Source organism: Natranaerofaba carboxydovora, assembly GCF_022539405.1.
Lineage (GTDB): Bacteria > Bacillota > Natranaerobiia > Natranaerobiales > Natranaerofabaceae > Natranaerofaba > Natranaerofaba carboxydovora.
Window position 1 is genome coordinate 1,250,540 of the sequence record NZ_CP054394.1, and the last position, 12,423, is coordinate 1,262,962.

Sequence of the window (12,423 nt, forward strand, 5' to 3'; positions counted from 1 at the left end):
AATATACCAAAAATAAAGAGGTGATATGCATGAAAACAAATGAAAACTTAATGAAAGCTTTTGCAGGGGAATCTCAAGCAAATCGTATGTATTTGGCTTTTGCTATGCAGGCAGAAAATGAAGGCTATGAAAACGTAGCTCGTGTATTTAGAGCTATTGCTGAAGGAGAAACAATTCATGCTTTAAAACACTTTGAGGTAGCTGGCAAAATTGGCAGTACTGTAGAAAACTTAGAAGAAGCTGCAAAAGGAGAAGAATACGAATATACCGATATGTATCCAGAGTTCATTGAGAAAGCTAAAGAAGAAGATCATGGCAAAGCAGTTAAGAGTTTTGAAAGGGCTAATGAAGCTGAAAAAGTTCATGGTAAAACCTACACAGAGCTGAAAAAGATTGTAGAAGAAGGTAAAGATTTAGAAGATAAAGAGATAAAGCTATGCCCTGTTTGCGGGTGGGTAGGCATCGATGATATTCCTGAGAGATGTCCTATCTGTAGCACTCCATCTAATAGATTTGAAGATTATTAAGAGAATTACTAATGAACTAAAAAAGACACAGCCTTTTGAAAGGTTGTGTCTTTTTTAGTTTTATTTTTGTAGATGTACGTCCATTTGGGGGTAGGGGATATTGATTCCTTCTTTATCAAAGGCTATTTTAGTAGTTTCATTTAATTCAAAAAGTAAAGGCCAGTAATTTTCAGCCTTACACCATACCCTATAATAAAAGACAAGAGCGCTATCCCCATGTTCACCGAGGACTATTTGTGGAGGAGGATCATCAAATATAAGTTCATGTTTATCTGCTATATCTTTAAGTATTTCTCTTACTTTCTCTATATCTGTATCATAACCTACACTTAGCGTTAGATCTAATCTTCTGGTATCATAGGCTGAATAGTTAATAGCGCTATTGTTAGATAGACTTGCGTTTGGAATGATTATTTTTTTGTTGTCTGGAGTGTTTAATATTGTATAAAATACTTGAATATCATGAACTGTACCAGCATAGCCAGCTGACTCAATATAATCTCCGACTTTAAAAGGTTTTAAAGTCAAAATAAGTACTCCCCCTGCAAAATTAGCAAGACTACCCTGAAGGGCTAGTCCAATTGCAAACCCAATTGAAGCAATTAATGCTACAAAAGTAGTGACCTCGACTCCTAACATTGAAGCAACTGTAATTAGCAATACAATTTTTAATAGAACACTTATTACAGAGGTCAAAAAAGAACTTAAAGATTCTTCAATCGATGACTTGACAAGCCTTGCTGAAGCTACTGTTGTAATTTTTTTAATTACTTTTAAACCTACAATTAAGACTATAAGAGCTAATAATACCTGACTTCCATAAGAAATTGACATTTCAAAAAGTGAATCTAAATCCATTTTATTACCTCCAGTCAGTGGCGTTTATAATATGATTTTAGCTTTTCATATCAAAATTCGTTACATTTATTTAGTATCCTGCAATTTAATTTATTATGTTACTCTTTATGTTACTCTGTAATATCAGTTTCATCTTGTTCTTCTTCATAATCGTCATTATTAATTTCAATATTTTCTTCCTCGTCCTCTTCTTCTAGTTCCTCTTTCTCTTCTTCTGCTTCAGGCTTGTCTTCTTCAGACCCATCATGATTGTTATTACAAATATTGGTGGGTGGCATAAGAGACTTATCTTGTGTAGTTCTACCTGCGCCTCCATTCCACCTATTATCAGTTACTCTAGGTGGATCTCTATCCAAAAAAGTTTTTGTAGTTGTTAATTCAGAAGGACAGTTATCTGAGGCAATAATTGCTGACTCATGTTCAGTACAAACTTCTAACTGAACAAATGCATCACATCTTTGTGTAGGGACACTACCTTTAACAAAATAATCCTCTGTTATAAAAGAATTTGGTGTAATACTAGAAGGTCTTAGCCCGGACTTTGTACTTACCGAGATAGGGCCTTCAATATTATCAGGTTTTTTAAAATCAGTATTACTTTTATCTTTGAGGGCAAAAGACATTATATCTTCTATAACCTTTGTTGTATAGTTGGTTCTGTTTTCTACCTTAATGTTATCCCTGTCATAACCTAGCCAAAATGTTGCAACTATATTTGGCGTATAACCTACAAGCCAGGCATCTCTGTAATTATGAGAAGTGCCTGTTTTGGCTGCTGCGTGAAAATCTAAATTAAGAGAGGATGCTGTACCCTCTGTTATAACATCTTTTAACATATCATTAATAAGCCAGGCAGTTTCGCTGGATATAACTTGGATTGGTTCTGGATTATTTTCATATATAATATTACCATGTCTATCTTTTATTTTTGTAATTGCATGCTGGTTCATTTTCTTTCCTTCATTGGCCAAAGCCCCGTAGGCCTTTGATAGGTCAATTGGCTTAACCCCTCTTTCTAACCCGCCAATCGCACCTGCCAAATTATTTCTGTCAGCTTCAGCAAAAGTAGTTATTCCAAAACTTTCTGCATACTCTATTCCAGTCTTGATACTTAATTTATCATAAACTTTTACAGCCGGAACATTTAGAGAACGTACAAGAGAGTCCCGTACAGTTGTCAAACCGGTAAAAGTCTGGTCAAAATTTTCTGGAGTATAATATTCACCATAGATTTCAAAGGCTGTAGGTGAATCATCAATAGCCGAAGAAGGGTTGATTAAACCTTCTTCAATTGCAGGTGAATAAACATTAATAGGTTTCATCGCTGAACCGGGAGACCTAGTACTTACTACACGATTCAACATGTTGTGATAATTATAATCACGTCCACCTACTAGAGCTTTTAGTTCGCCTGAATTTGGGTCAGATAGAACTAAAGCTCCCTGGGGTTGTATAATCCCGTTTTCATCTTCCCAGTTTTCTGGATAATTACCTGGATCATTTATAATGTTTTCTGCTTGACTTTGGAGTTCTCTGTCCATTGTAGTATGTATGGTAAGTCCATTGTGGTAAAGCACTTCTTCATGGTCTTCTTTTTCAAGTTTATTTTCGATTATATGTTTAGCCTCTTCATTAATAATATAATTTACAAAATGAGGGTAAGGAAACTTTCTTTCAGGTGGAGGCTCTAACATGTCATCTAAATCACGGTCTAAGGCCTCTCTGTATTCATTTGCTGAGATAAATCCCTGGTTATTCATAGCTTGAAGTACTGTTCGCTGTCTGCTTATGGCTCCTTCGGGATTTTCGTGTGGAGATAATCTACTGGGCTTTCTAATCATGCCTGCTAAAAGAGCTGCTTCTTCAATCTTTAACTCGTCGACATCTTTATCAAAATAAAACTTGCTAGCAGCCTGTATGCCATAATTGTTATGATTAAAATAAGTTGCGTAGTTTAAGTAAAATTCTAATATTTGATCTTTTGAGTAATGATTTTCAACCTGAAAAGCGAGTTTAGCTTCTTGAATTTTGCGCTCTAACTGATGTTCTGATGATAAAAATGCATTCTTTACAAGCTGTTGTGTTATGGTACTGCCACCCTGATTGCCTCTGAAAGGATTTCTTGTTTGGGAGAAATTATTTCTAGCCGCTCTAAGTATACCTTTTATATCTATTCCTGAATGTTCATAGAACCTTGAATCTTCAATGGCAATAAAAGCATTTACAACATGGTTAGGGACCTCATCGATTGAAACTTCTTCGCGTCTATGGTCTCTATCTAAAGTTACAATTCTTTTTCCTTCCCTATCTTTGATTATTGATGGAAGGCCTGCTTCTAATCCATCAGGGTTAAAATCAGGTGCCCCTTGGGAGTATGCAACTAAAATACCTGACATAGTGCCTATGCCAACTGCTAGAAAAAAATAAAAAGTTATAATTTTAATTAGAAATATAGTAGTTAACTTATTTTTAAAATTTGGCCCTAATTTAGAAGGTTTGGCTTCTTCTGTCATAATACTCATCTCCCTTATATCTATAAAGAGGGCGAAGGCTTACCAATAAAGTATCCTTGAGCGTAATCAACCCCAAGTTCCCTTAAAATTTCAATCGTTTTTTCCCTGTCAACGAACTCTGCTACCGTTTTTATATCAAGGCTTTTTGACATATCCAAGATAGTTTTTACTAAAACTTTATTTCTTTTACTTTCTGGTAAGTTTTTAATAAAAGTACCATCTATTTTTAAATAATCTACATTCATCTCTATTAAATGTACAAATGAAGTATAACCAACACCGAAATCATCGAGAGAGAATTTACATCCCATATCCTTCAATTTTTTGACAAAGCTAACTGCATTGCTAAGATTACTAATTGCAGCAGTTTCTGTAATCTCGAAAATTATATGCTCTGGGTTTGCATCAAACTGATAAATTGTATCTTGGAGATAATTAAACATTTCTTCGTCTTCGAAATATTTGCCAGAGAGGTTCATGCTAAATGAAATTATCTTGCCTTCTTGCATCAGTTTTGACTGCATTTTAATTGCTTTTTTTGTTATGATTTTATCTACTTCAGATATTAGGCCATGCCTTTCGGCAGTTGGAATAAAGGCTGCTGGAGACAAAACTTCGCCATCAGGCATTTTAAGCCTTGCTAATGCTTCTACATGACTAATTTCATTATTAGATAAATCAAGTATAGGTTGAAACCAGGGTACAAACCTTTCCTCTTCTATTGCTTTAATTATAAGCTGTTTTTCTTCCAAAACAGACTCCACGTTCTCAAAATAAGCATCATCTTCACGATACATGAGATAACGATTTCTCCCTTGTTCTCTCGCGTGAGATATAGCTGCACTTGATTTTGACAAAAGTTCATTACTGCTTGTGCCATGCTCCGGGAATAACGAAATTCCAATACTAACGGTAACTCTTAAAGCATTATTTAAAAAAGCATGCTCTTCAATATTTTTTCTTAAGTTTTCGGCTAATTTAATTGTTTCATTTTTGCCTTTTGAGACAATAAAAATTGCAAATTCATCGCTGCCAAGCCTTGAAGTCAAAGACCTCTTTGAAGGCTTTGTGATAATATCGAGCTCTTCTATTTGTTTTTCTAAATAGTCAGCGAAAGCTTTTAGGAATCTATCGCCAACGCTATGCCCAAAAGAGTCATTAATTAATTTAAAACCATCTATATTAATTTGTAACAAGGCTGCTTCTTCATTTTTGAGATTATCATTATTTAAATAATCGTCCAACAGCTTTAAAAAGTGTTCCCGGTTAAACATACCTGTAATTGTATCAAACTCTGCTAGATAATTTAGCTGTTTTTCGACTGCTATTTTCTCTGTTATATCTTCTTGAATTGCCAAAAAATTAGTAATGTTATCATTTTCATCGCGTATAGGGGATATAAAACCATTTACCCAATAATAAGTACCATCTTTCTTTTTGTTTTTCAATAGGCCTCGCCATGTATTGCCTTTTTTTATTTCTTGCCACATGTATTTGTATTCGGAGAGCTTTGTTTCACCGGAAGCAAGTATTCTTGGGTTTTTCCCTAATGCTTCTTGTTTAGAATAACCGGTCACTTCTTCAAATTTTTTGTTTACATATTCAATTGTCCCCTCATAATCTGTAATATAGACAATATTAATAGTTTCATCAATTATTTTGTCTAGTTCTTTTAAATCCTTTTCAGCTCTGCGTTTTTCAGTAATGTCACTTCCATAGAAGAAAACTGCTTTTTCTTCTTTAATCCAAACAAGGCTAAAACTATATAACTTTTCATTTAAATTAAGTTCTATCGGAGTATTATTAGATTTATCTTTCAACGCTTTTTTTATAGGATATGGTACTTTTTGTTCCGTATTTATTTTAAATTCATCAAATAACTTTTTGCCTATTCTATTAATATACAAAAGAACTCCTTCGGAATTAACATATAATATTGGTATTGACGCTTTGTCTAAGAATTTTAAAGAAGCCATTTTTAAATTATTTAAATAACTATCACTTTCGTAAGACAATTCTTTTTCCCTCCTTCTAATCAATTAATGTTCTACAATTTTCGCTTGCTTTCCTTTATTATTTGCAATATCTGTGAAATTGTAAAAATATTTAGAAAATTATTGACATTAAGAAAAACTAAACCCATAATAGCAATAAGAAGCATAAATAAGTATGAGTTGTACAATTTATAATAACTAAGACTCATTGGGATATACAATCTCTCATAGTTAGTAATGCTTAATAATAAATAAGGAAATGCTTTAAGGGAGGGATTTATTATGAAGTTCTGCAAAAAGTGTAAATCAACTAACCTGAAGTTTAAAGTTAAACTTGAAGCCGAACTTGATGTTATTGTTGATGAAGAATGTAAAATTGTAAAAGAGTTAGAGCTTAAGAGAAAAGGTAAAAAATATGGCACTAAATATGTTTGTATCAATTGTGGTAAAGAATATGCCAAAATTAGCCCTTTGCTGGAACATGTATGGTGAGATGACAAAAGAAGGTGGTGAATTAAATGATAACAAAGGTTATGAAAAATAAAAGGATAGAATTTAGGTGTGATGTATGCGAAAAACCAATAATTACAAGATATAATAACTCTAAAGAACTAGTTTGTTCTTGTGGATTTTTGCATGATATAAGTAAATTAACCTGTAATAGTACAAACGGACGTAATAAAAAGTTTAAAAATAATTATTTCAAATAGGGTAACTAAATAAAACACCTGCCTGTGCGACACGTCTACAGCAGGCAGGTGTTCTGAGATCACCGACAATAAACTATAACACCCTTTTTTAAAAGTAGTTTTTTTATGTTAAGACTTACTAGGAGAAGGTAATACTATGCAGAATACGCCTGCAATTAAAGGAAATAACATAGTTAATAGCAATATTTCGTTATAACTGCCGAATAAATCATAAGCCATACCAAAGGGTAGTGGGCCTAAAGCTGAACCAAGGACAACAGCTGTTGTTGCCATCCCCCTTATACTACCCAAATGTTCTCGACCAAAATAGTAGGGCCACAATACACCTATTCCTACAAGATTAAATGCATTAAAAAGACCATGAAGAATAGAGTATATTATCAAAATATTATAAGAATCAAAGTATATCAAAATCAAAATAGTGATTAGGAAGATGAAAAAGTTCATTCCTTTAACATAATTAGGGCTGATCCGGTCGTATACAAAACCGGCAAAGAAAGTAGAAATCAACTGTGAAATTGCAAAAATGCTTAAGATGTATGCAGCAAAACCAGTTGTGTGTCCTTTTAGCTGCATAATGGAAACCATATGAAATGTAATAGCTGTATTAACAAGTGCTGGAATTGCAGAAATAAATAATAGCACCCAAAAGGCCTTAGTTTTTCTAGCTTCTTTTAGAGTCATAGACTCTTCTTCTTTTAGGTTTTGTTTCTTTAAATTTGAAGATTTAATCGCCTTATCATGGCTACCTCTTTTATTATGATTATTGTAATTATAACCTTGGCCATCTGGTTTTTCACCGATATCTTCAGGTTTATTTCTTACTAATAATAGTGCTACAGGTGCCATAAAGAATATTAATAATAATGCCCAAAACCTCCAGGCAAGCTCTACCCCATAACTTGAGATTAAAAAGTTGTTAACTGGTGGTATAGCCATAGCTCCTATTGATCCCCCAAGGGTCATAATGCTAAGTGCAATACCACGCTTCTTTTGAAACCATTGAGGGACTAATGTATCAGGTATTAATGTTAATGACCCCTGACCAAAGAACCTTAAAAATATAAAACCGATTCCAAGCATTATAGGAAATCTAACAAAGCTCATCCAAATACATGTTAACCCTAATAAAATCGGAACGACAGTAAATATTTTTCGATGCCCCTTGCGGTCTATTATTTTACCCATAAAAGCGATATTAAGTCCTGATATCAATGTTGCTATAGAATATAGCCCAGATACAAGTGAATGACTCCAGCCAACTTCAGTAACATAATAATCTATAAAAATTGAGACTGAATAAGTCTGACCAGGCCCTGAGAAAAAAAGCCCAAGAGCCCCTATTAAAACCATAGTCCAACCATAATAAAATGGGGATTTATTTGGTACTATTAAATTTTGTATTTTTGAGTTTTTTAACTGGTTTGATTTCATAACAAAAATTATAACATTGTTTTTTTCTTATAGAAAACATAACTGGTTTAATTAAAGTTAACCTTGACCCCTTGTCCTTCCTCATTCTATTGTAAAATACACCTGGCTACTTAATCTAAATTAATATGTTACTAAATCTAAATTAATATTTTATTATAGAACAGAAATATGATATTTTATAAATAACCATTTTTTAAATTGGGAGTGATTTGTATTACAATTAATGCTACTAAAATTATAATACTTGGCACTATTGTAACCTTGATGTTGGGTGGTGGTTTTTTTGCGTTAGGTTGTGAGTCTACTTCAGAATCTTCTCAAAAGCCTTCTCCTGAAGCTAAAGATGATATAGACAACTTTGATAATAATCTAAGAAATACACTGATGCGATTAGAAGATCTTGCAACTTATTGTAATGATGAACCCCAAACAAATGATACTGACAGAATAGAAACTCAATTAGAAAGCATAAAGTCCGATTTTAACCTTCTAAACGAAAAGATCCTTGAGATGTGTCCTGATAGCAATTCAAATAAATCTCCTACTTATTTTGAAGCATACGAAGAATATTTTATTTTACCAAGGCTTGACGATTTAGTTTTAGACGACAAAGCGGAAAAAGAATTAGGAGTAATCGTGTATGATCTTCGACTTATTATTTCAATGATATATCCCCTTGAAGATGATACTTCAATATTTTTTGGTTTAGATGATTGGGAAAAAGACAACCTTAAGTTAACTTCATATGAGGATTTCTGTCAAGCTGTAAGTGACCGAATGTTTGGAGAAATACCTCAGAAAATTTACGAAGGAAATAGAGAAATAGATGAAGATAAGGTTTATGATTTTGATGATTCACCTGCAGGCACCTGACCAATTTAAATAATATCCCCGAGTTTCGGGGTTGAATTGGAGGTTATTTTAAGATGAAGAGAAGAAAATTTTTTAAATTTTTTGGTGGTACTCTGGTAGCTGCTGGCTTATTAGGTTTTGGAGGTTGTGACTTCGAAGATATTGAAGATATTATTGATGAAGACAATAGTGTGAAAGATAATAACGATACTGATTTAGATGTTAAAAATAACATACCAAAAAGAAAACTAGGAAATACAGGGTATGATGTAAGCATTTTTAGTTTAGGTGGAGAAGCTGCTTTATTAACCCCAGATAAAGAAGAAGAAGCCCAAAATATAATCAAAGAAGCTCTAGAATATGGAGTTAACTATATTGATACAGCTCCACGATATGGGAATGGTTTAAGCGAACAAAATATTGGAAAGGTAATTAGTGAAATTAATTTTAGAGATAATATAGTTATTGCTACAAAAACTCATGATAGAAGTTATGATGGTACAATGCGTTTATTTGAAGAAAGTTTAAACAGACTTCAAACAGATTATTTGGATATATATCAGCTTCATAACATTACTGATACGGACAATTTGCTTAAAGCTTTTGACGATAACGGAGCTATAAAGGCTTTAGAGGAATTAAAGGCAAATGGAGATATTAAGAATATTGGAATAACAAGTCATAATGCACCGGAGGTACTTTTAACAGGTATCAATGAATATGAATTTGATACTTGCTTGATTAATTTAAATGCTGCAGATATTCATGAAAAACCATTCCAAACTGACTTTTTAGAAGCGGCGAATGAAAAAGAAATGGGAATTACAGCCATGAAAATACTTGCAAAAGGTAATATGTTCCGTGAAGACGGTATATCTAAGATGAAAGAAGCTTTTTATTATAGCTTATCATTTTCAGTTTCTAATGCTATTGTAGGAATTTCTAATATTGAACAGCTAAGAGAAAATATAAAGCTAGCTAAAGAATTCGAGCCTTTAAGCGAGGATAAACTTACAGAAATTGAATACTTGACTGCACACTACTATGATGAAGTTAACTATAGATAGAGATAATTGTAAGATAGAGTTGATTATAGATTAACAAAAAGCAAAAATACAGCAGAAAGTGTTTGCTAGTTTGTGTTAATTCATGGTATAATAACTTGATCGCAGGGCTTTACATTGTTAGCTTTGCAAGACAAATGTAAAGTCTTTTTTTTATGCATGTTTTTGTGCATAATAAAAATAAACACATAATATCAAAAAGTTTTGAAAGGATGAACAGATTAATGGTTAAGTTTAACGAATTAGGATTAAGTGAGCCGACTTTAAAAGCTATTTCTGAGATGGGCTTTGAAGAAACAACCCCAATCCAAGAAAAGACAATCCCTCTTGTTATAAATGGGCAAGATATAATAGGTCAGGCTCAGACAGGTACTGGAAAGACTGCTGCTTTTGGCATACCTTATATCGAAAGAATACCTGCAGAAAGATCAAAAAATATCAAAGGTTTAGTAGTTGCTCCTACTAGAGAACTTGCAATTCAGGTGGCTGAAGAGATAAACAAACTATCTCAATACAAAGGAGTTAGAGCCCTTCCTATATATGGCGGTCAGAGTATAGATCGTCAGATTAAGGCGCTAAAAAAGAATCCACAAATTATTGTAGGTACACCAGGACGGCTAATGGATCACATGAGAAGAAGGACTATAAGGCTAAATGAAGTGGAAATGGTTACCCTTGATGAAGCTGATGAAATGTTAAATATGGGTTTTATTGATGATATCAAAGTGATATTGAATGAAACTCCAGAGAATAGGCAAACGCTTTTGTTTTCGGCTACGATGCCGCCACCTATTAAAGAGCTTGGCGAAAAATTCATGACAGAGCCTGAATTAATCAGGACCAAAACAAAGGAAATAACCCTCCCGGGTATAACTCAACAATATGTTGAAGTAAAAGAAAGAGATAAATTCAATGTATTTTGTAGATTGATTGATTCTGAACTGACCGAAAAAGCTATCGTATTCGGCAGAACAAAAAGACGAGTTGATGAGCTTTATAAAGCTCTAAACAGGCGAGGCTATTCTGCGGAAGGTATTCATGGTGACATGACTCAAGGTAAACGTGATAGTGTAATAAAAAGCTTTCGCAGTGGAGATGTAGAAATTTTAGTTGCAACAGATGTGGCATCAAGGGGTTTAGATGTTTCCGGAATAAGTCACATATTTAATTTTGATATTCCTCAAGATGCTGACAGCTATGTACACAGAATTGGAAGAACTGGAAGGGCCGGCGAATCTGGTGTTGCTATTACTTTTGTAACTCCTAGAGAAAAAGGACATCTAAATCTTATAGAAAAATCTATTAAGAAAAACATACCGAAAAGACCAACTCCATCTATTGACGAAGCTATTGAGGGAAAACAAAAAATAGCTGTAGAACAAATTCTTAATGCTGCTAAAGGTAAAGATGTACAAAAACATTACAAACTAGCAGAAGAACTGCTTGAAGAAAATGATTCTGTTGAGTTAATTGCTGGTGCTTTAAGTTTAATTATTAATGAAAATAAATCAGATGCTCCTGTAAAATTAACTGAAGAAGAACCTGTTGTTAAGGGAAAGTCGAAAAAAAGAAAACCTCACTCAAAAAAGCCATATCACAATAAATCAAGAAATAAATCAAGAAGATATAAAGGTGATAGAGTAAAAAGTAAGCATTAACAAAAACCGGGGAATCCCGGTTTTTTTATTTTATTAAGCTGTGAATCTCAAAGTTATCGAACTATACTAAATTATTCTAAAATTTAAGCTTTTTATAAAAACAAGGGATTTTAAGTTTGTTAAGAGAATGATTTCACAGGCATTAATAAATATAGCAAAATTGTTTTTACGGGAGGTGAAAAAATGAGTGATAAAGTTAAAATAGCAGATCCAGGTCCTTTAGGTTTAAATTGTTTTGCCCTTACTACTTTTTTATTAAGCTTAGTTAATGCTGGATTAATTGACATGGAAGCCGCAGGGCATGTATGGCTTACATCTGGTCTTGTTTTTGGAGGTATAGTACAAATAATGGCCGGTATGTGGGAATTCAAAACTGGGAATCTATTTGGTGCTACGGCCTTTTCATCATATGGTAGTTTTTGGGTATCTTTGAGTTTGATAACTATCTTTTCAAACCAAGGTTATATTCCTGATACAGAAGTAAATACTACCTTGACAGGCTGGTTTTTAGTTGCCTGGACGATATTTACTTTTTATATGTGGATAGGCAGTTTTAAGGTTAACACAGCGTTAAATGTAACCTTCACCTTATTACTTATAACTTTTATCCTGCTTGATATTGGTCATTTTGGCTATCCGATTTTCAATGTTATAGGTGGATATGTTGGAATATTGACAGCACTGGCAGCCTGGTATACTTCTGCTGCAGGTGTTTTAAATATGGTCTTTAAAGAGACTGTAGTACCAGTTAATAAAAGTTAAATTTAATTTGTATCTTTGAATTTTTATTAGAAAAAACACCAGGGTTATTGA

11 protein-coding genes are annotated in these 12,423 nt (G+C 33.2%); 7 read left to right on the forward strand and 4 right to left on the reverse strand.

The genetic code is table 11. The features are described 5' to 3' along the window. The first annotated feature begins 29 nt into the window (after positions 1-29). On the forward strand, positions 30-527 hold the full coding sequence (locus ACONDI_RS06050; RefSeq protein WP_241080571.1) for a rubrerythrin family protein: 498 nt from the start codon (positions 30-32) through the stop codon (positions 525-527). A gap of 60 nt (positions 528-587) precedes the next feature. On the opposite strand, the gene ACONDI_RS06055 is transcribed toward ACONDI_RS06050, so the two are convergent. The 3 genes from ACONDI_RS06055 to ACONDI_RS06065 form a co-directional block, all read right to left on the reverse strand. Beyond that, positions 588-1,385, reverse strand: a complete 798-nt coding sequence (locus ACONDI_RS06055; RefSeq protein WP_241080572.1) for a mechanosensitive ion channel family protein — start codon at positions 1,383-1,385, stop codon at positions 588-590. A 110-nt stretch (positions 1,386-1,495) separates the two neighbouring features. Beyond that, entirely contained in the window at positions 1,496-3,898 is a 2,403-nt protein-coding gene (locus ACONDI_RS06060) for a transglycosylase domain-containing protein (protein ID WP_241080573.1), read from the reverse strand. 20 nt (positions 3,899-3,918) lie between these two features. After that, positions 3,919-5,913: a GGDEF domain-containing phosphodiesterase gene (locus tag ACONDI_RS06065; protein ID WP_241080574.1), complete on the reverse strand. Its 1,995-nt coding sequence runs from the start codon at positions 5,911-5,913 to the stop codon at positions 3,919-3,921. Between the two features lie 261 nt (positions 5,914-6,174). Here ACONDI_RS06065 and ACONDI_RS06070 point away from each other — a divergent pair, with 261 nt between their 5' ends. Both ACONDI_RS06070 and ACONDI_RS06075 read left to right on the forward strand, forming a co-directional pair. Continuing rightward, positions 6,175-6,384, forward strand: coding sequence for a hypothetical protein (locus tag ACONDI_RS06070; protein WP_241080575.1), 210 nt, complete (start codon positions 6,175-6,177; stop codon positions 6,382-6,384). A gap of 26 nt (positions 6,385-6,410) precedes the next feature. After that, positions 6,411-6,602 carry a hypothetical protein gene (locus tag ACONDI_RS06075; RefSeq protein ID WP_241080576.1) on the forward strand — a complete coding sequence of 64 codons (192 nt, stop codon included), beginning with the start codon at positions 6,411-6,413 and terminating at the stop codon, positions 6,600-6,602. A gap of 108 nt (positions 6,603-6,710) precedes the next feature. On the opposite strand, the gene ACONDI_RS06080 is transcribed toward ACONDI_RS06075, so the two are convergent. Continuing rightward, complete coding sequence (locus tag ACONDI_RS06080; protein ID WP_241080577.1) at positions 6,711-7,955, reverse strand: MFS transporter; 1,245 nt, start codon at positions 7,953-7,955, stop codon at positions 6,711-6,713. Positions 7,956-8,234: 279 nt separating this feature from the next. Between ACONDI_RS06080 and ACONDI_RS06085 the strand changes: the two genes are divergently transcribed. The 4 genes from ACONDI_RS06085 to ACONDI_RS06100 all read left to right on the forward strand — a co-directional run bounded on the left by ACONDI_RS06085 (position 8,235) and on the right by ACONDI_RS06100 (position 12,372). Continuing rightward, positions 8,235-8,909 (forward strand): hypothetical protein, encoded by a 675-nt coding sequence (locus ACONDI_RS06085; RefSeq protein ID WP_241080578.1) that lies wholly within the window; start codon positions 8,235-8,237, stop codon positions 8,907-8,909. 53 nt (positions 8,910-8,962) lie between these two features. After that, positions 8,963-9,955 carry an aldo/keto reductase gene (locus tag ACONDI_RS06090; RefSeq protein WP_241080579.1) on the forward strand — a complete coding sequence of 331 codons (993 nt, stop codon included), beginning with the start codon at positions 8,963-8,965 and terminating at the stop codon, positions 9,953-9,955. 221 nt (positions 9,956-10,176) lie between these two features. Next, positions 10,177-11,610, forward strand: a complete 1,434-nt coding sequence (gene cshA, locus ACONDI_RS06095) for a degradosome RNA helicase CshA (protein ID WP_241080580.1) — start codon at positions 10,177-10,179, stop codon at positions 11,608-11,610. Between the two features lie 183 nt (positions 11,611-11,793). Then, positions 11,794-12,372: an acetate uptake transporter gene (locus ACONDI_RS06100; protein WP_241080581.1), complete on the forward strand. Its 579-nt coding sequence runs from the start codon at positions 11,794-11,796 to the stop codon at positions 12,370-12,372. Positions 12,373-12,423: the final 51 nt, after the last annotated feature.

What these genes read in the sequence shown, in the direction of transcription:
- ACONDI_RS06050 (WP_241080571.1), top strand. Translation starts at nt 30, where the DNA reads ATGAAAACAAATGAAAACTTAATGAAAGCTTTTGCAGGGGAATCTCAA.
- ACONDI_RS06055 (WP_241080572.1), bottom strand. Translation starts at nt 1,385, where the DNA reads ATGGATTTAGATTCACTTTTTGAAATGTCAATTTCTTATGGAAGTCAG.
- ACONDI_RS06060 (WP_241080573.1), bottom strand. Translation starts at nt 3,898, where the DNA reads ATGACAGAAGAAGCCAAACCTTCTAAATTAGGGCCAAATTTTAAAAAT.
- ACONDI_RS06070 (WP_241080575.1), top strand. Translation starts at nt 6,175, where the DNA reads ATGAAGTTCTGCAAAAAGTGTAAATCAACTAACCTGAAGTTTAAAGTT.
- ACONDI_RS06075 (WP_241080576.1), top strand. Translation starts at nt 6,411, where the DNA reads ATGATAACAAAGGTTATGAAAAATAAAAGGATAGAATTTAGGTGTGAT.
- ACONDI_RS06080 (WP_241080577.1), bottom strand. Translation starts at nt 7,955, where the DNA reads ATGGTTTTAATAGGGGCTCTTGGGCTTTTTTTCTCAGGGCCTGGTCAG.
- ACONDI_RS06090 (WP_241080579.1), top strand. Translation starts at nt 8,963, where the DNA reads ATGAAGAGAAGAAAATTTTTTAAATTTTTTGGTGGTACTCTGGTAGCT.
- cshA (WP_241080580.1), top strand. Translation starts at nt 10,177, where the DNA reads ATGGTTAAGTTTAACGAATTAGGATTAAGTGAGCCGACTTTAAAAGCT.
- ACONDI_RS06100 (WP_241080581.1), top strand. Translation starts at nt 11,794, where the DNA reads ATGAGTGATAAAGTTAAAATAGCAGATCCAGGTCCTTTAGGTTTAAAT.